Raw genomic sequence first — 19,151 nt, 5'->3', positions numbered from 1 at the left:
TGACAGATACTTTTCAGAAAATTTTTAATTCATAATGGAATGTATAATGTATACAAGTGAGATGATAGAGTAATCAGTAGAATTAATAATTTTATCAATTGATTGATACTTCAAGTGCTTGTAAATAAAAGCGTTATCTTGGAATAGAATAATTTTTTTTAGGGTGTTCTAGCCGTATAATTGTAACGTTTTATGTATAATTATTATACTACTATTATCTTTGTGTTGAATGTTTTTAGAAGATTCGAGATAATAGATAAAAGAATGAATACGTTAGGGGCAAAATATATGGATTTATTGAGAGAACAGGAACAAAAAAGTAGAGCAAATGATTATGTGCATGAGGTTTACGAGCTAGTGAAGAAGCGTAATCCAGGTGAGAAAGAATTTTTGCAGGCAACACGTGAAATTTTTGATTCGCTTCGTCCTGTTTTTTTAAAGCATCCTGAGTTTATGCATAATGGTATTTTAGAACGTATTACAGAGCCTGACCGCGTAATTTCGTTTCGTGTTGCTTGGGAGGATGATACAGGTAAGGTGCAAGTAAACCGTGGTTTCCGTGTACAATTTAATAATAGTATTGGTCCTTATAAAGGCGGAATTCGTTTTCATCCGACGGTAAATAGCAGTATTATGAAGTTTTTAGCATTTGAACAAACATTCAAGAATGCATTGACTGGTATGCCGATTGGTGGCGGTAAGGGTGGTTCTGATTTTGATCCAAAAGGGAAGTCATCGCGTGAAATTATGCGATTTACTCAAAGCTTTATAACAGAGCTAAGCAAATATATTGGAGCGGACATGGACGTACCGGCGGGAGATATTGGCGTTGGAAAGCGAGAAATTGGCTATATGTTTGGGCAATATAATCGCATTAAAGGTGGTTTTGAAGCAGGTGTTTTCACCGGTAAAGATCCCAATCATGGCGGTAGCTTAGGGCGTAAAGAAGCGACTGGTTATGGCTGCGTTTATTTTGTAGAAGAGATGTTAAAAGGTAAAGGCGAAAGCTTCACTGGAAAAAAAGTAATTGTTTCCGGTTCGGGAAATGTGGCAACATATGCGATGGAGAAGGCAATTGAGCTAGGTGCAACTGTACTAGCGTGCAGTGACTCTAGTGGCTACATTTATGATCCAAAAGGAATAGATGTAGAAACGGTGAAGAAATTAAAAGAATTCGACAATAAAAGAATACAAGAATATATAAAGTTTCATAAGCATGCGGTCTATCATGAAGGATGTAACAATATTTGGACGGTCGCTTGCGATATCGCTTTACCTTGTGCGACGCAAAATGAATTAGAAGAAACAGATGCAGTGTTGCTTATTGCAAATGGTGTAAAGGCGGTAGGAGAAGGCGCTAATATGCCTTGTACAGAAGAAGCCGTTCATGCTTTCCAAACAAATGGTGTTTTATTTGCACCTGGGAAAGCAGCTAATGCTGGGGGGGTGGCGGTTTCCGCAATGGAAATGTCACAAAATAGCATGCGCTTGTCTTGGACTGTGGAAGAAGTGGATGAAAAGCTACAAGTAGTCATGAAAGATATTTATAAAAGCTGTTTTGATGCGGCTGCAGCTTACGGAGCACCAGGGAATTTCGTAGTGGGTGCGAATATTGCAGGATTTTTAAAAGTAGCAGATGCCATGGTTGCACATGGTATTCATTAATAGATAAAAAACTCGCTTTCCTATATAGGAAGCGAGTTTTTATTTTGCTAGAGTAAAGTTCAATTTTTCATAGGAGTAAGATAAGTAATGTCATTTTTAAGTCGAATGGAGTATGGAGATACTGCGCGGTAGTGAGTTGAATAAAGTGTCCTCATGATTTCCGCTGCAGGGTGGGCGCTTTCCGCTGGCTTGGCTTCCGCCGCTTCCTTTGCTCCTGCGCAAGCTCGTCGCAAAAGTAAATTTCGCTACGCTCAGTCCAGGGTCTTCAGCTCAAGCTATTCCGGCTGGAGTCGCCACCCTTTCGCTACAATCCAGTAAATTACTAAGAAATGATGCACTAAATCTAGTAATATATTGTTTTTCTATAGGAAAAACCTATGATCTATTGAATAAGACTTACTTTATAGTGATTATTAGTAGGTTCTATTGATTGGAGTGCAAGGCAACGACTCCTGTGGGATTAGCGAGACAGGTGAGACCCCACACGTAGCGTTAGCGGAGGAGGAGGCTCACCGCTCGCCCCACGGAAAGCGTCTGCCTGGAGCGGAAATCAGGGAGGACATCTTAGTATCTTACCTCGCAGTTTCCCTATTATGTGTGACATTCCCCTCAGATTAAAAACATCTACTTGCCATATTGGTAAAGAGATAGGCATATTCAATTTTGTATTTACAATTTAAACTTACCAACAATTTCTTGAAGCTCTTGTGCCATATGGCTTGTTTCATTAGAGCGGCTTGCTACTTCGTCGATAGAAGCTGTGGTTTGTTCGGTCGCTGCAGAAATAGATGTGGTTACTTCTTCTATTTCACGAATAGATTCTGTTAGTTGCTGGATAAGCTTCACAACTTGTTTAGAATCTTCCGCCTCGCTTGTTGCTTTACTAGAAATCGTAGAAATTTCTTCTACTGTTTTCGCAACTTCTGTTGAAATATCACTTAATGATTGAGACGTTTGTAATACAGTAGTAGAACCTGTTTCAATCAGTTTTGTACTCTCTTCAGTAGAAGTTACAACGGATAAAATACTTGCTGTAATATCTTGCACAATCATTTCTACTTGGTTTACTTCGCTATTCGATTGTTCGGCCAGTTTTCGAACTTCTTCTGCTACAACGGCAAAGCCTTTTCCATGTTCCCCAGCGCGAGCCGCTTCAATTGAAGCGTTTAGTGCTAGTAAATTCGTTTGAGCAGCAATTGCAGCAATAGAGCCAGTAATATGTTGAATTTTCTTTGTTGCTTCATTTAAACGCTGAATTGTTTCGCCTGTTTCAATAGAAGCTTTTCTTATTTTGTCCATATCGCTACTAATTTCACTTGCGCGCGTTAAACCTTCTTCTGCTGTTGCCATCGTCGTTTTGGAATTTTGAACACTCGTATCCGCCGTCATTTTAGAGTCTTGAAGATCTTCCGCAAGCGCCTGTAAAATGGTGGATGATTTTTCGGCTGTCAACGTGCCGTCTGACACGGAGGCAGCAGTTTCGCTCATATTCGTTGCAACTTGATGTACAGCATCTTTCATTTCATTTAAAGAAGCCGCTGTTTCCTCTGCATTTCTAGTAAGTTGGGTAGAGGTCGTTTGAACGGTCCCAATAATCTCGCGGAAGTTTCCAGCAAGTCTGTTAAGTGTCTTACTTAAATCTCCAATTTCATCTTTGCTCGCAAAGTTTGTATCGTTCACAGATAGATTACCTTTTGCAATTTCACCTGCATGGGCAATAAGTACTGAAAGAGGTTTTGTTTTTCTTCTAATTAAAAATAATGTAAAGATCGAAGCAAGAATCATAGGGATTAAACTTGTAAGTATCCCTTTACTCACCACATCCCATGTGCGATCTCCTACAATAGATGCGTCGAAATCAATTACACTAATCGCAATGATTTTACCAGCAGGATCGTGGTTTTCATAAATTGGGGCATATCCAGATAGACGCTTCATACCACCGAATTCGTATACCTCCGAATAAGTGGGATGTCCCATTTCAACTAGCATGTCTGTTGCTTCTTTATCTATATAAAACTGATCGCCGGCCTTGTAATCATTTGCTTTCAAATGATCGTCCATTGCTAATAATTTTCCGTCTAAATCAATAATATACTGAGTTTCAAAAATATCCTTATGTGCAGTTGTCCAGTTTAGTTGCTTACTAACATTATCTACTGCTGTAGCATCCCCAGCTAATAGTTTCTTCATATCAGAAGGATCTATCAAACCCGTGGTAATATTGGCGCATCCATAAGCTTCAATGCCAGCCGCTTTATATAACTCGTCGTATGCGGTTTTATAAGTGGCGATTGAAGTGATTAACAGCATCGCAACGATTATTCCAACAATAATCGATCCTAGATGTACTGTTAGTGTGTTTTTCATAATACAATTCTCCCCTGTTCATAGGCCATACCTAATCATTTCTTTATACTATTTATACCATAGAAACAGGTAAAAAAGATATATATCAATTGAATGTTTTATAACGAATAAATGACTAGATGAAGGAGAGATTAAGATTTGAAAACTATTAGAAGATTACTGTAATAGTTTTGTTACACAACTGTAAACTCACTAATGTTTATATCGTGTTAGTATGGGTATAGAGAAATTTGCAATTACTAGTTTAGTAGAATTTTTCAATAAACATCTTTTGGAGGAACATAAGTTTTGACTTCTTTGTTTAAAAAAATCATCACAATCTTTAGTTTAACTGTAGTTTTAGCCGCGGGAACATTTGCAGGGAATACAGAAGCAGCAAGCACTGTAGCATCCAATGAAATAGTATCAAGTGCGAAAAATTTAATAGGAATTAAATATCGTTATGGTGGAACAACGAAAGCAGGATTTGATTGTTCAGGTTTTATCGGATTTATTTACAAAAATAATGGTGTAAACCTTCCGAGAACGGCAGCAGGAATGTACAGCACGGGTACATCAGTGAAAAAAGCAAACTTGGCTGTGGGAGACTTAGTTTTCTTCAATACATCAGGTAAAGGTGTTTCTCACGTTGGAATGTACATAGGTAGTGGAAAATTCATTCATGCATCGACATCTAAAGGTGTAAAAATCGATAAAGTAAATGACCCATACTACTGGGGTAAAAAATACGTAGGCGCTAAAAAAGTTGCTAACGTATCATTAGCTAAAAAATAACCATACGAATAAACCGTTTCAGCTCAATAAGCTGAAACGGTTTTTAAGTTGTCAGGAAAATTTAAATCCATCCAGCATCCATAAGGCAATTTGTAAAACAATAGCGTCCTGAAACAAGGTTGGGTTGTATCCAGTTAATTCATGTATCTTTTTAAGACGGTAAGTAAGTGTATGACGATGAATTTCTAAGTTTTTTGCACAAACTGCTAGCTGCTGATTGCACTTAAAATATGTATGTAAAGTGAAAAGAAGCTTTTCATCTAATGCACCTACTATTCGATTAGTAAAATTCTTCGCTTCTTGTGAGTCTCGTTTCTTTAATAGGGAATATAGTTCAACTTCTTCAAAATAAAGAATAGATCGATCTCGCTGTCCATATTCTAGAGCGATTCTTGCAGTTTGATAGGAATGGTGTACCTGATCGAGTGAATGGACAACTTTACCTATGGAGATTGGCAAGGCGTTGTATTTCTTGAGTATATTAGCTAGTTGAACTATTTTTCGTTGAAATGCTTTTTCGTTCAAACCAGAAGTAAGGATGAAATGTTCTTTTAATTGATAATGTCCTACTAAAATAGAATCATGGTGGAAGGAATGTTCTATTCCTTGGAGAATCGTCTGATAGGATTTAGATTCTGGATCAAGTTCAATCATTATCGTATGAAAGGGAGGTTTGTTTTGAAACCCTATTTTATTTATTCGTTCGAAAATAACTTTTTGTAATGGCTGTCCACTCATTAATTCTTTAAAAACGATCTCCTGCATTTTTCTTTCCCATTCTCGTTCCGAAGCGATCAATGCTTGGTAAACCATCATTTCCGTTGTTAGTTGAACGAGTGTTGCTATTTCTTCAATTTCTGATGGATTCCCTGTAATTCCAATGACGCCAACTAATTCTTGTTGAAAAAATATAGGTAAATTAATACCAGGTTTCGTCTTAGGAAATAAATGATTATTTTCATCTGTTATTAGTAAAGGCTCTCTCGTTTCTGCAACGACAACAGCCCCTTCATGTATACTATCAACGCGTAAGCGGTCCCCTGAAGCTAAAATCATCCCATTTGTTTGAATGACGTTAATATTTCGGTGTAGCCTTAGCATCGTTTGTTCAACGATTTGATTGGCAAGCTGTTTTGTTATCATTAGAACCTCCATCGCGTATAAAAATCACGCTGTTATAATACAGATAAATTGTACATTAAGTATAATGCAAAAAATGAAAACTATCAATATACTAATGTGTAAGCGCTTAACTATAAGAGGTGATTGAATGAAAATCGTTGTTAGTCCTGATTCTTTTAAAGGTTCATTAACTGCAATGGAAGCGGCACGTGAAATAGCTGCTGGTATAAGGGAGGTAGATGCGGCAATCCAAACTGTATTACTACCTGTAGCAGATGGCGGAGAAGGTACATTGGAACCGCTTATCATGGCGACAAATGGACATACGGTTCAAGTCCACGTGCACGATCCGATCGGCAGGCCAATTTCAGTAGAATACGGTGTCCTTGGAGACGGGGAAACGTGTGTGATTGAGATGGCTAAAGCATCCGGATTAACTTTACTGAAGGATGATGAAAAAAATCCACTCATTGCATCCACTTTTGGTACTGGAGAGTTAATATTGCACGCACTCGATCAAGGATACAAAAAGTTCGTTGTTGGTATCGGAGGTAGTGCGACGAATGATGGTGGAACAGGGATGTTACGGGCTCTAGGGATGAAATTTCTAGATAAAACAGGGGATGAAATAGCAGAAGGCGCTGAGGCGTTAGCTAAGTTACATAAAGTAGATGATACCAATTTTGATAAAAGAATAAGAGAAGCTCATTTTATCATTGCTTGCGACGTGGATAATCCATTTATAGGTTCTAAGGGAGCGACTGCTATTTTTGGACCACAAAAAGGGGTTACCGCTGATTTAGTGGAAGTACTCGATCAAAACCTATTCCATTTAGCGAACAAAATTGAGGATGTGACTGGTATTGCACTCCACGAGAAACCAGGTGCGGGCGCGGCCGGCGGATTAGGTGGTGCATTTCTTGCGTTTTTCCCAGTAACTTTAAAACCGGGGATCGAAGTAGTAATGGAAGCAATCGATTTTAAAGCGCAAGTCGAGGATGCTGATTTCATTATTACAGGGGAAGGTAAATCGGATGTTCAAACTCTTTCCGGTAAAGCACCGATAGGTATCGCAAATGTAGGTAAAGAAATGGGAGTTCCGGTCATTTTACTTTCAGGATTTATAGAAGAGGAAAGTAAATTACAACTATCCCCTTACTTTTATAAGCTAGCAAGTGTTGTGGGCGATACCGTTTCTAAAGAACAGTCTCTGGAACAAGCAGGCTACTATTTATGTATAAGAACGAAAGAAGTTATGCAATCCATTTTATAAACAGGGGTGTATTAAATGTTGTTTTTTGTGATTTTAGTAGGGGTTCTTTTAGTCGTATTATTGACAGCGGTGTTCAAATTGCACCCATTTTTAGCTCTTTTAATAAGTGCATTTTTTGTAGGAATTGCATCTGGCATGCCTTTACTTACGGTTGTTGAAAATGTGAATGCTGGCTTCGGTGGTTTGATGACAAGCATCGGGATTGTTATTGTTGCTGGTACAATTATAGGAGTTATTTTAGAAAAATCAGGTGCTGCTTATCGTATGGCAGAAGTAGTGCTTCGTATTTTAGGAGAAAAACGACCGCAGCTAGCGATGTCGATTATCGGCTATATCGTATCTATTCCAGTTTTTTGTGATTCCGGATTTATTATTTTATCTAGCTTGAAAAAATCATTGGCAAAACGTGCAAAAGTGAAAGTAGCTTCTATGGCGGTTGCGTTATCTACTGGATTATATGCAACCCATACATTAGTTCCGCCAACACCAGGTCCTATTGCAGCAGCTGGTAATATTGGAGCAACGGACTACTTGGGTACAATCATTTTAGTTGGTTTGTTTGTAGCAATACCAGCTGTTATCGTCGGCTATATTTGGGCAGTTAAAGTAGGGACGAAAATTGACGTAGAAGCGGATCATGAAGAAGCACTTGATTATGAAGAAGTCATCAAGTCTTTTGGGAAAATGCCGTCAACCTTTAAAGCATTTCTACCGATCGTATTGCCGATTGTGTTAATCGGAATCGGTTCTGTAGCTGCGTTAACAGGAAGTGACTCCGGACTTACGCAATTCCTGCAATTTTTAGGAGCACCAACTGTAGCATTATTATTCGGTGTTTTTGCAGCATTTTTGTTACTACCTGAGATAAATGAAACGACTTTGTCTGGGTGGATCGGTGAGGCGTTAAAAGAAGCAGCACCTATATTATTGATAACAGGGGCTGGAGGAGCATTTGGTACAGTCATTAAAAACTCAGGCGTTGCTGATCAATTGCAGCAAATGGACTTAGGAGCACTTGCAAATGGAGCTTGGTTCTTATTGGTGCCATTCTTAATCGCAGCAGCACTGAAAACAGCGCAAGGTTCTTCTACAGCTGCTCTCGTAATTACATCTTCACTAATTGCTCCAATGCTTCCGACATTAGGTATTGAAGGTGCACTACCACTAGCATTGGTTGTAATGGCAGTAGGTGCAGGGGCAATGACCGTAAGTCATGTGAACGATAGTTTCTTCTGGGTAGTTACACAGTTTAGCGGTATGAAAGTAACGGATGCATATAAAGCTCAAACAATGGCTACTTTACTACAAGGTGTCACGACAATTATCGTCACAATGATTATCTGGTTTATATTGGTTTAACAGATTAATCCCCCACAAAAGCAATGGGTGCTTTCGTGGGGGATTTTCTTAGTTGAAATATAGCATATCGTCACGATAGTTTTGTTTTAAATCGGATTCTAAGAAATTTAAATAGCGAACTAACAGTTGGGAAGCTTTACCTCGTGTCAGTACTTCGTTAGGATTGATACGATTTTTTTATCTGGATCGATTAAGCCTAATTCACTTGCTACATAAATACTGTCTTTTGCTTCTTTTGGTATTTTGTTATCGTCAGCGAATTTTGTTGTATATCCTGGAGTAGGAGCACGGCCTTCTAAACCAAGGGAACGAACAATAATGGTAACAGCTTGTGCGCGTGTGATAGAATCTTTTGCACCAAACTTGTCTTTATTGACTGGGCTGACGATACCTTTATTTAACGCACTTTCGATATATGCATAGTTAGGATTTTTTACATCTAAGTCTTCAAATAAAGCTTTTTTCGTTGAATTTTTCTTTGTCGGTTTTTCTTCTAATACACGTATATCTACCGCTTTTGCAACACCGACTGTAAATAAATCTTTTTTCATAGCTGCATCCGGTGAAAAGAAGTTACTAGATTCATCTAGTATGCCTAAAGAATAGAGTTTTTCGATGTTTGGTTTAGACCAATGCTTTGCAATGTCACGGAATTTCGGAACGATTAATCGTTCCACTTTCGGTGTTTTTTCTTTGTTTAAATAGATCGTTCCTGTTCCTGCGTAATAAGGAATATTATACTCATATTCAGATACTATATTAGAGGAGCTAATAACTGCATGTCCTCCTACAAAGCTAGAAAGGGAAGGAGTATGTTGCTCATATTCTAATACTCTAGATTTACTATCCGAAACTTTACTGGTTACAAAGGAGGTACCTTCCGGAGCTTCGATTTCATAGTCGATAAACTGTGTGTCAGTAGAGCCCCAGAAATTTTTGTATCCTACATTGCGTCCATCCATATAAACAGTAATTTTATCATTGAATGTTGCTTTTCCGGATTTTGCACTTCTAATATAAATTTTTCGAGCGATCACATTTCCAGAGTAATAGTCAGTAGCTGGTCTGTTATCAATGACGGACCCTTGTGAAAATTGATAATCGTCTAGTGTATACGTCGTTTTGTTAGCCATTGTCACTTTTTCTGTGTAGCTTTTTACAGTTGTGTTGGACGTTGTTTGGCCTTTGGTTTCATGGTTTTTTAAGTCCGACACATATACCACATTACGTGTTAATTTATCTCCATAGTCACTTGTTAACGTGAATTTATATGTCGTTGTTAACAGATTTTTGTTCTCTTTTTCGGTAACAGTTGCTTTTCCAGTAAATTTAATAGGATAGCCTGTTAAGAAAAAAACTTCTTCATACTCATATTCATCGAGTACGCCACCGTTGAAATCAGGAACCTTTGCACTTGCCGGTGGGATCACTAATGTGAATCCTAATACAACCGTCAACATTAAAACGAATAATTTTTGGATAGTTTTGCTAGACATTTGAATTTTCCTTACCTCATTTCAATAGATTAATCAACTAAAATAATTCGAGCTTGTGAGTACGTGTCATGAATAATATATAGTCGATCATTTTCTTCTAAATCACTTTTGGAAATAACGTTTCCTTCTTTAATGAATGTAGTCCAAGTTGTATCCATGTAATAGATTGGATTAGACTCTATCCAGTTTCCTGCAAGCCACTGGCTGACATCTTTTACTTGAATCGAATTCCAATTCCAATTTCCGCTATATCGACCGACCGATATGAACGATGCAGGGCTACTCCATCCTACAATTCTTGCAGCAACTATATGATTATCTTTTACATAGAAATATGCATATTTACTAGTACTGTTCGTAAAATCTGTCGTCCAGCTATTAGCATCTTCTACAACAACCGTATCATCACTAAAACTTAAATTACTATAGCCTACCCCGTACCAATAATTATTAGAAAGTCGATTTGCATTCGTCAAAGTAAGTCGGTATGATCCTACACTACCTATTTGGCCAAAATAAACTTCATGGTTCGTTAAATTAGCGCTTTGGAAGCCATCGTTTGTCACATAAATGACGTTGGCATATTGATGGGTTGTCGTACCGTTCGTAATGACATAAGCATCTCCGCTTTGTGAAAGTGCAGTCGCATCCACTAATCGGCCGTTGCGAATAATGATCGTTCCGTTATGGTAGGCCATATTACCAGTACTTGATAATCGAATTTTTTGAGCGGAAGTGTCTACCGAATTTAAACTTTCATGTAGGTCTCGCTCGTTTGACTGTTTAATAATCATTTTTTGTATCACTTCTTGGCCCATTTGCTCGATCGTAACATAGTAAATTTCGTTATTCACGTAGTTTCGAAGCTGACTGGAATCTACTTTTTTATTGCCAACATAAATTGGAGTTTTTGCTGTAAATGCTTTAGAGCTAATGCTTCCTTTATTTCCAGAAACGTTTCTCCAATCCCAGTTACGAAACACTTTTTCATCTTTTACTACTAGTTTTTTCTTTTTAGCGTCTATTTGTTGTACTGTCCCTTTATATAACTGTTCTACTTTAATGCCTTCTGCAATTATTTCAATAGTAGAAAGTGTAGTAGGACTATTTTCAGAAAGGATTAACTTTACACGGTCACCTACGTATAAAACGCTCAAATCGACTAATTTATTGTCTTTAAAAACTTTGGTCTGTGCATCTAAATAATAATTGACCGAATTTCTTTCTTTTGTATTGATAGCGATAAATTTGCCACTTTTGTCGATTGTGTTAACTGTACCGGTTAAACTTTCCCCAATGGCTTGCGAGTCACTACCTTGTGCTATATCGACAAAGCCGTTTAGTTCGTTTACATTGCGTAATCCAACAGTTGCTTCGACCCACATTCCTTCTTTAAATGCCCCGATGGAGGTCGGTGTGGAATTAATGAATAGAGAAGCATACGCATCAATATTCAATGTAATTGTTTTCCCTTTGTCATTTATCAAAGTGATTTTGGATAGTTGTTTTTCGGTTGTTTTTTTATCCACCATGACTTCTTCATATGTAACATCGACAAACATTCCGCTTACTAATGTGGATGCTTGTACTTGAAGAGTAGAGGGGAACAAGCTAACAAATAAAATCGAAAGCATAAGTATGTATGTAGTAAATTTAAACAAGTATGACGCCTCCTATCTATTTAGTATTTTGTCCTATATATTATTTATCGGTTCAAGGTAATAAATTGTTACACAGTTGTAATTTTATTGAGGAAAAAAGACTAGGAAGGCATTAAGGAGAAATGCTAAAAGATTTGCAAGGAATGTTATAATGGAAGGATTAACACTATGCAAACAGCTTTACGGAAAGGGAGTATAGACAAGATGATTACTTTAAGAAATGTTCAGCCGACAGATCTAGAGCAGTTATTATTTATTGAAAATGAAGGTTTTGCAATAGAAGAAGCTGCTACAAAAGAAGCGTTTATAGAGAGAATCCAGTTAATAGCTGATACGTTTATTATCGCAGAAAGAGAAGGCGAGATACTTGGTTATATTAATGGTCCTATTATTAATCAGCCTTATATAACGGACGATCTTTTTAAGGAAATCAAGGAGAATCCAAAAAGAGGAGGATATCAGAGTATTTTAGGTCTTGCAGTATCCAGAAGAGCTAGAGGTCAAGGAATTGCAAAGGTTTTAATGGAGAAAATGGAAGAGCTTGGAGAAGAGAATAATAGAGAAGGAATCACATTAACCTGTAAAGAGGAATTAGTTTCTTTTTATGAAAAATTAGGTTTTGTAAACCACGGCCTGTCTGAATCAAAGCATGGAGGAGTAAGCTGGTACAACTTAGTCAAATTAAGAGCTGGGGAGAATTAACCGAAAGTATACTAGTCAAATAGTAGCCTATAAAATTATTTTTGGAAAAGGTATTTATAATTTTCTTAAAAGTAGTATAATTGCATATAATATATTGTACGCAAATGAGAGCGGCAATCTACTAATAATTATATTGATAGGGGAAATACATAGTGAATAGTCTAAAAATTCCAATTACAGTAAACGAAAACAAAAATGAAAAAACTCCATCAAATCAACTAGTTTTCGGTACGAAATTTACCGATCATATGTTTATAGCTGATTACACGGAAGGGCAAGGTTGGCATGATCATCGAATCGTTCCTTATCAACCGATTACTTTAGATCCATCTGCTAGTATTTTGCATTATGGACAAACCGTTTTTGAAGGGATGAAAGCTTACTTATCAGAAGATGGAATTGTTCGCCTGTTCCGCCCTGAAGAAAATATGAGACGTATGAATAATTCATGCGACCGTATTAGCATGCCACAAATTGATGAAGAGTTTGCGTTAGAAGCTTTAAAACAGCTAATTGAGTTAGACAAAGAATGGGTTCCTGCAGAGCCAGGGACATCCCTTTATATTCGTCCGTTTATGATTGCAACAGAGGCTCATTTGGGTGTTTCTGCTTCTAAAACATATAGTTTTATCATTATCATGTCACCAGTTGGTTCTTATTATAAAGAAGGTATTCATCCAGTTAAAATTCTTGTAGAGAACGAATATGTTCGTGCAGTTGCAGGTGGTACAGGTACTGCGAAAACAGCTGGAAACTATGCATCTAGCTTAAAGGCACAGGAAGTTGCGGATCGTGAAGGATATTCACAAGTGCTTTGGTTAGATGGGATCGAACGAAAATATATTGAAGAAGTCGGCAGCATGAACGTATTTTTCAAAATTGATGGAGAGGTCGTAACACCAGCTTTAAATGGTAGCATTTTAGATGGTATTACACGTAAATCCATTATTGCTTTGTTAAAACATTGGGACGTGCCGGTAACTGAGCGTAAAGTTTCGATGGAAGAAATTCGCGAGGCGTATTTAAATGGTAAGTTAGACGAAGCCTTCGGAACAGGAACAGCAGCAGTTATTTCTCCAATCGGTGAACTTCGCTGGAAAGGCGAGCTGTTTTATGTGAACAACGGTGAAACTGGTGAACTTTCGCAAAAGTTATATGATGCACTAACAGGAATTCAAAAAGGTGCAATTGAAGATCCATTTGGCTGGGTTGTCGAAGTAAAGTAAATCTTCATTAAATAAAACATAAAAATTGTCGCTCTTCCAATTGGTGGAGCGGCGATTTTTTGCTAAGAAAAGATGAACGGGGGATATAAAGTGAAACCACTTATCGGGATTTGTGCAAATTATTTATCTAACGACGCTGCTGGTATGGCAGCAGGTATAGGGGCAAAAAATCAAGAATGGCAAATGCTTGCGGATGATTATATTGTAGCGATTGAGCGAGCAGGCGGTGTACCAGTGATATTACCAATTACAGAGGATATTGAAACGTTGACACCTCTTTTGCAAAAAATAGATGGTATTTTATTTTCTGGTGGGTCAGATATAGATCCCAATTACTACGGTGAATATCCGAAATTTGGTTTAGGATTTATTGAACCAAAGCGCGATGCTCATGAAATAAAGCTTGCACAAAAGGTTTTATTTGAAATGAATGTACCGGTGCTTGGTATATGTCGAGGTATGCAGCTACTTACTGTCGCAACGGGAGGGACGTTATACCAAGATCTTCAATCACAAAAACCAGCAGGTATTAATCACTCTGTCCCAAAAGCACTGCGACATCATGCATTCCATCCGGTTGAGATCGAAAAAGATTCAATTCTGTATCAGATTTATGAAACAACTGAGCTTGGTGTTAATAGCTTCCATCATCAAGCGGTGAAAGATATCGGACAAGGTTTTAAAGCGACTATGTTGGCTCCAGACGGTATTGTGGAAGGAATGGAACTGCAAAATGGTGACCGTTTTGTAGTAGCTGTTCAGTGGCACCCAGAAATGATGGAAGCTCAAGTTTCCACAATTCGTCCGCTTTTCAACGCTTTTGTAGAAAAATGCAAACTAGCAAGTCACAATCTGACTCTTGTTAGTAGTGATGAAACTATTGCCTAACAATCTATTGAATCCTTTCTTATGTCAAAGTAAGAAGGGATTTTTCTTCTTCCATACGAAAGTTTTCACAATAAGTGCTATAATTTTCTGCTACTATTTCTGGATATTGATCGATGATAGAGGGCAATAACTGTGTATTTATAAAACTAGGCTGGCTCTTTGTTTGTTTAATATAATATTTGTAAGAACTATGTGGATAGAGTTCCATCCTCTCGACATGTACTTTAGTCGTTCTTATAGGATTTTGGTGAATATAGCTACTCACGTTTAATAAGTTAATTGGGTGGGTTACCATATTTGCGAAAAAATGTGTTTCATAAAGCTGGTCGAAGAAATGATACTTTCGTTTGAAATAGTTAGAATAACGTTTGTTAATAATGGTCATTACATTATAAAGCGGAACTTTCGATGAACGGATGAGTAAGTGATAGTGATTATTCATCATGCAATAAGCAATTATCGTAAAAGGATGCTTTTGATGTGTATATTGCAGTGCCTGAAAAAACAAGGCGAAGTCCGCTTCATTTAAAAAGATATTTTGACGGTTGTTTCCGCGCACCGTCACATGATAAAAAATCTCCGGCTGCCAAACTCTTCTCATGCTACCCATAGTACTACCCCCCCAATGTTATTGAGTCCACCATACAATATAATAACTAAAACAACAATTTTCATAATTCAACGTTTTCCTTGATAATTTCATTTTTAAGCCCTAGAATGCTTCTTAATCAAATTTAACTTCGAAAAAACTTATCAAAATTAAATTTTGTAATGAGTAAAGTATTGCATCTGGATAGGATTTCTTGGTTTGTTGTGTTCACATTGGATTTTGTCTCATTCAACCATATATTGTAAAATTAGCCCTTGATAAGTCAGCAATACCCTTGGATCTATGTTGCAGGCAACGACCCATGTGCTTCTGTTCTAAAACAGACCTGTTGTGTGCTAAAATAGTGGGAAAGAAAGCGGGGGTTTTAGATGAAGGAGCATGTATTGATTATTGAAGATGAAGAAAATATCGCGCGTGTTCTTCAGCTAGAGTTAGAATTCGAAGGGTATGCTGTCGAAATCGCCTATACGGGAACCGATGGATTGATTAAATATCGAGAGAAGGTATGGGATCTTGTATTGCTTGATTTAATGCTGCCTGGTTTGAATGGATTAGATGTACTTCGACGTATTCGAGCTACCAAAACGGATACTCCAGTCATCTTATTAACTGCTAAAAGTGATTTAGAGGATAAAGTAACTGGTTTAGATTTAGGTGCAAATGATTATGTGACGAAGCCTTTTGAAATTGAGGAGCTTCTTGCACGTGTACGCACTGCTATACGTGTATCTAGATCTTCGACAGTTCAGTTGCAACATAATGATAATGTGCATAGATTCCACTCGCTTCTTTTAAACGAGCAAACTCGTGAGATAACTAATGAGGGAGAATCCATCAATTTAACACCAAGAGAATATGATCTTTTACTCTATTTGATGAAACATCCGAATCAGGTGTTGACGAGAGAACAATTATTAGATGCTGTTTGGGGTTTTGATTATTATGGAGATACAAATGTGGTGGACGTTTATATACGATATGTACGTAAAAAGTTAGAAGAGAACGGAAAATCCTCTCTTATTCAAACAGTACGAGGTGTCGGATACGTGCTGAAGGAGAAGAAAAGCGATGAATCTTAAAACAAAGATACATCTCTTTTCCACCGTTTTAACATTAGTTATTTTAAGTATGATGAATATTGGTATTTACATATTATTTGAAAGAATGGCGTTCGATACAGAGTATAAGCAGCTGAATAATGAAGTGGACGAGCTGATCGCTGCTTTAAGTAAAATAAGTAAAGAAGCAGATGCCGCAACTATTTTGCGTACATACATTCCTCCGAATGGTGGTATTCGGGTTATTGATAATGATGAGGAATTGAAGTTGTTCGTGCAAACAATTGATGGTGTAGATGACTATTATCCAAGGTTCAATGTAGGGGAAAGGTATTCCATCGGTGCTTTTCAAGGAACACCTATTTTAACTATAAGTAAACCGGTCATTTGGGTAGATGGGGAAGTAACAGAAGTTCAAGTGATGAAAATTTTAGGAGATGTAGAAAAGAATTTAGACTTTCTTCGTCTCATTCTACTAAGTGTGATGATAGTCGGCATCCTACTCATGACTGTTTCAAGTGTAACATTAGGAAAAATAATCACGAGACCTATCAAAAAGCTTATAAACACTATGTCCCAAAGTAGATTATCAGGAACCTATGAAAAGATTGTTGTTCCTCCTAATGGTAAAGATGAAATGGCACAAATGGGCATTGCGTTTAACGAAATGATGGAGAGACTAGAGCAGAACTATAAAAAGCAGGAACAATTTGTATCTGACGCCTCTCACGAATTAAAAACACCTCTTACGGTCATTGAAAGCTATGCCAAATTGTTGGCAAGACATGGCTTTAGTAATACCGCAGTAGCAGAAGAGTCAGTACAGGCAATTGTGAATGAAACGGCCAGAATGAAAGAAATGATCGAACAAATGTTACTGCTAGCAAAAAGTAATGAACAAAGCATGCGCCATTTCGAAAAAATAGATGTATTTCGCTTAGTAGAAACAACGTTACAATCAATGCGTACAGCATATAATCGCCAATTTATATTAAAAGGGCAAGGACCTATTTATGCTAATACAGATCTAGAGCAATTAAGACAATTGCTCTTCATCATTTTAGATAATGCAAGGAAATATAGTGAAAAAGAAATTATAGCGACCATTTTAGAAAATGAAAAAGGTATAACAATTTCTATTTTAGATTATGGAAACGGCATCCCTGAAAAAGATCTACCACATATATTTGACCGTTTTTATAGAGTAGATGAAGCGCGAAATCGTAAGACAGGCGGTACTGGCCTTGGAATGGCTATAGCTAAAGATATTGCAATGCGTCTTTCGGCAGAGTTGAAGATTGAAAGCACAGTTGGAGTTGGTACGATCATCCATATTTTTATCCCAAAATCTTAAATTCTCATCGATTTTTAATGTTTGTATTTTATGATAGATTGAGGAGGGGAAAGCGTGAATGAAATTTTTCAAACTAAAAAGATTTCTATCGATTATTACATTGATTGTAGCCGGTTGTTTGATTGTTTTTGTATTAAGCATTACTCGGACCAATCAACAGTCGATATCGGAAAATGAAGTCCGCGCCCAACTTGAGCAGACATATGATGCAGATGTAGCTATTGTGGAGAAAAATGAAGCTGTTTACCACGCACTCATTGCTAAAAATGGAATTGTATATTCAGTAGAAATGGATGCACTCACAGGTGAAGTTAATTCACTTAAACAATCGGATAAATACATCATTGAAACAGAAAGTGAAGTTGCGGAAGGATCAAGTGAATCGATCCCAGAGAAGTCTTCTCAAAGGGAAGGACAACCAAACCAAGAAAAAAAGATGGAAGAGCAAGTAGTAAGAAAAACAGAAACAGGACAAGCTAAGGAACCCCTCAAGATTATTATTAGTGAGAAAAAGACGACTACTAATAAGCCGGTGGATATAGCAGAAACTCCAAAAACAAGTGAAAATAATACGGCTAAACCTATCATATCTGCAACTTCTAAAATCGAAGAAAAGGTAGAAGAAAAGCCTAATAAAGAAATTAGCAAGGATTCGTTGAAAGTAGAAACGAGTAAACAAGAAGAAACAAAAGCTGAAACGCCAAAAGAAGAGAGTGCTAAAACGGAAGAAATTGTAGATTCAATAAAACCTGTGCCGCCAAAAAAGACGGAATCTGCTAAGGTAGAAGAACCAACGTCGGAGGAAACACAAGCACAAACACAAGGACAAGTACAAACTCCTCCAACAAATACAATACAGTCAGAGTCTAAAAAGCCAGAAGCAGAAGGAAAAACAGATACTGTTACAACTGTATTAATTTCGGAAGAACAGGCGATTAAAAAGGCGCAGCAGCAACAAAAGGGAACAGTTGAAAGTAGCTCGTTTGTAAAAACGAATGAAGGTGGCTACTATTTAATTGTGATGAAAGCAACTTTCCCTGAGAGTGACAAAGAAAGTGCTAAAGAAAGAAAAACAAAAGCAACGATTCAAGTGCATGCAATTTCAGGTAAAATACTTTCTATTACTTGGGAGTGAAAATTCTCATCAATTTCTAATAAAACTCTATGAGTATTCTCATTTACTTCGTTTAATATGAAAGTAACAAATGAATATTATTTAAAGTTGATGAGCGAGTTTGAAGGAAGCAAGCTCAACCAACTAAGCATAATAGGGGAATTTTCAAGTCAGCAACAAAGCGATAAAACGAAGCGAAAAACGAAGTCACAAAGTTTACGGCGATTTAAATATAATCCTTGAGCGATAACAAGGAGCAAAACACCTCTTCTACCATTCCCCGTAGAAAGAGGTGTTTTTTTATTGGTTAGGAACCTATAGAAGATTTAGACATGGGGATAACTTTTTTTCAAGTAGCATAAGGAATGGCATGTATTTATTTTATACGTCATATAGGTAAACTGCGACGTAGTGAGTTGAATGATGTGTCCACTAGAATTTCCGCTACAGGGTGGACGCTTTCCGCGGGCACGACTTCA

The 19,151-nt window shown here is 37.3% G+C and carries 15 protein-coding genes; 10 read left to right on the top strand and 5 right to left on the bottom strand.

What is annotated here, in order from left to right; genetic code table 11:
- Positions 1-288 precede the first annotated feature (288 nt).
- Positions 289-1,665 carry an NADP-specific glutamate dehydrogenase gene (gdhA, locus tag OR571_RS10350; RefSeq protein WP_282242717.1) on the top strand — a complete coding sequence of 459 codons (1,377 nt, stop codon included), beginning with the start codon at positions 289-291 and terminating at the stop codon, positions 1,663-1,665.
- 669 nt (positions 1,666-2,334) lie between these two features.
- On the opposite strand, the gene OR571_RS10345 is transcribed toward gdhA, so the two are convergent.
- Positions 2,335-4,035, bottom strand: coding sequence for a methyl-accepting chemotaxis protein (locus OR571_RS10345; protein WP_282242716.1), 1,701 nt, complete (start codon positions 4,033-4,035; stop codon positions 2,335-2,337).
- Between the two features lie 288 nt (positions 4,036-4,323).
- On the opposite strand from OR571_RS10345, the gene OR571_RS10340 reads away from it, so the two are divergent.
- Positions 4,324-4,809 carry a C40 family peptidase gene (locus tag OR571_RS10340; RefSeq protein ID WP_282242715.1) on the top strand — a complete coding sequence of 162 codons (486 nt, stop codon included), beginning with the start codon at positions 4,324-4,326 and terminating at the stop codon, positions 4,807-4,809.
- 51 nt (positions 4,810-4,860) lie between these two features.
- Here OR571_RS10340 and OR571_RS10335 read toward each other — a convergent pair whose 3' ends face one another.
- Positions 4,861-5,952, bottom strand: a complete 1,092-nt coding sequence (locus OR571_RS10335; protein ID WP_282242714.1) for a CdaR family transcriptional regulator — start codon at positions 5,950-5,952, stop codon at positions 4,861-4,863.
- 127 nt (positions 5,953-6,079) lie between these two features.
- Between OR571_RS10335 and OR571_RS10330 the strand changes: the two genes are divergently transcribed.
- Together OR571_RS10330 and OR571_RS10325 are read left to right on the top strand one after the other, a co-directional pair.
- On the top strand, positions 6,080-7,204 hold the full coding sequence (locus tag OR571_RS10330) for a glycerate kinase (protein ID WP_282242713.1): 1,125 nt from the start codon (positions 6,080-6,082) through the stop codon (positions 7,202-7,204).
- A 15-nt stretch (positions 7,205-7,219) separates the two neighbouring features.
- Positions 7,220-8,563, top strand: a complete 1,344-nt coding sequence (locus OR571_RS10325; RefSeq protein WP_282242712.1) for a GntP family permease — start codon at positions 7,220-7,222, stop codon at positions 8,561-8,563.
- A gap of 146 nt (positions 8,564-8,709) precedes the next feature.
- Here the strand turns inward: OR571_RS10325 and OR571_RS10320 are convergent, their stop codons facing one another.
- Both OR571_RS10320 and OR571_RS10315 read right to left on the bottom strand, forming a co-directional pair.
- Positions 8,710-10,059, bottom strand: coding sequence for an S-layer homology domain-containing protein (locus tag OR571_RS10320; protein WP_282242711.1), 1,350 nt, complete (start codon positions 10,057-10,059; stop codon positions 8,710-8,712).
- Positions 10,060-10,088: 29 nt separating this feature from the next.
- Positions 10,089-11,720, bottom strand: coding sequence for a hypothetical protein (locus OR571_RS10315; RefSeq protein ID WP_282242710.1), 1,632 nt, complete (start codon positions 11,718-11,720; stop codon positions 10,089-10,091).
- A 204-nt stretch (positions 11,721-11,924) separates the two neighbouring features.
- On the opposite strand from OR571_RS10315, the gene OR571_RS10310 reads away from it, so the two are divergent.
- The 3 genes from OR571_RS10310 to OR571_RS10300 all read left to right on the top strand — a co-directional run bounded on the left by OR571_RS10310 (position 11,925) and on the right by OR571_RS10300 (position 14,536).
- On the top strand, positions 11,925-12,422 hold the full coding sequence (locus tag OR571_RS10310; RefSeq protein ID WP_282242709.1) for a GNAT family N-acetyltransferase: 498 nt from the start codon (positions 11,925-11,927) through the stop codon (positions 12,420-12,422).
- 152 nt (positions 12,423-12,574) lie between these two features.
- Positions 12,575-13,648 carry a branched-chain amino acid aminotransferase gene (locus OR571_RS10305; protein ID WP_282242708.1) on the top strand — a complete coding sequence of 358 codons (1,074 nt, stop codon included), beginning with the start codon at positions 12,575-12,577 and terminating at the stop codon, positions 13,646-13,648.
- Positions 13,649-13,738: 90 nt separating this feature from the next.
- Positions 13,739-14,536 (top strand): gamma-glutamyl-gamma-aminobutyrate hydrolase family protein, encoded by a 798-nt coding sequence (locus OR571_RS10300; RefSeq protein ID WP_282242707.1) that lies wholly within the window; start codon positions 13,739-13,741, stop codon positions 14,534-14,536.
- 19 nt (positions 14,537-14,555) lie between these two features.
- Here OR571_RS10300 and OR571_RS10295 read toward each other — a convergent pair whose 3' ends face one another.
- Complete coding sequence (locus tag OR571_RS10295) at positions 14,556-15,146, bottom strand: transposase (RefSeq protein ID WP_282242706.1); 591 nt, start codon at positions 15,144-15,146, stop codon at positions 14,556-14,558.
- A 368-nt stretch (positions 15,147-15,514) separates the two neighbouring features.
- Between OR571_RS10295 and OR571_RS10290 the strand changes: the two genes are divergently transcribed.
- From OR571_RS10290 to OR571_RS10280, 3 genes are read left to right on the top strand one after another with little or no spacing between them, the layout of a single operon-like run.
- A complete protein-coding gene (locus OR571_RS10290) occupies positions 15,515-16,225 on the top strand; it encodes a response regulator transcription factor (protein WP_282242705.1) in 711 nt (236 codons plus the stop codon).
- On the top strand, positions 16,215-17,558 hold the full coding sequence (locus tag OR571_RS10285; protein ID WP_282242704.1) for a sensor histidine kinase: 1,344 nt from the start codon (positions 16,215-16,217) through the stop codon (positions 17,556-17,558). Before OR571_RS10290 ends, OR571_RS10285 begins: the two co-directional genes overlap by 11 nt.
- A 58-nt stretch (positions 17,559-17,616) precedes the next feature.
- Positions 17,617-18,693: a PepSY domain-containing protein gene (locus OR571_RS10280; protein WP_282242703.1), complete on the top strand. Its 1,077-nt coding sequence runs from the start codon at positions 17,617-17,619 to the stop codon at positions 18,691-18,693.
- Positions 18,694-19,151 lie beyond the last annotated feature (458 nt).

The organism is Psychrobacillus sp. NEAU-3TGS (assembly GCF_029955155.1).
Taxonomy (GTDB): domain Bacteria; phylum Bacillota; class Bacilli; order Bacillales_A; family Planococcaceae; genus Psychrobacillus.
The sequence above is the reverse complement of the archived record's forward strand: the minus strand, read 5'-3'. Positions and strand labels throughout refer to the sequence as shown.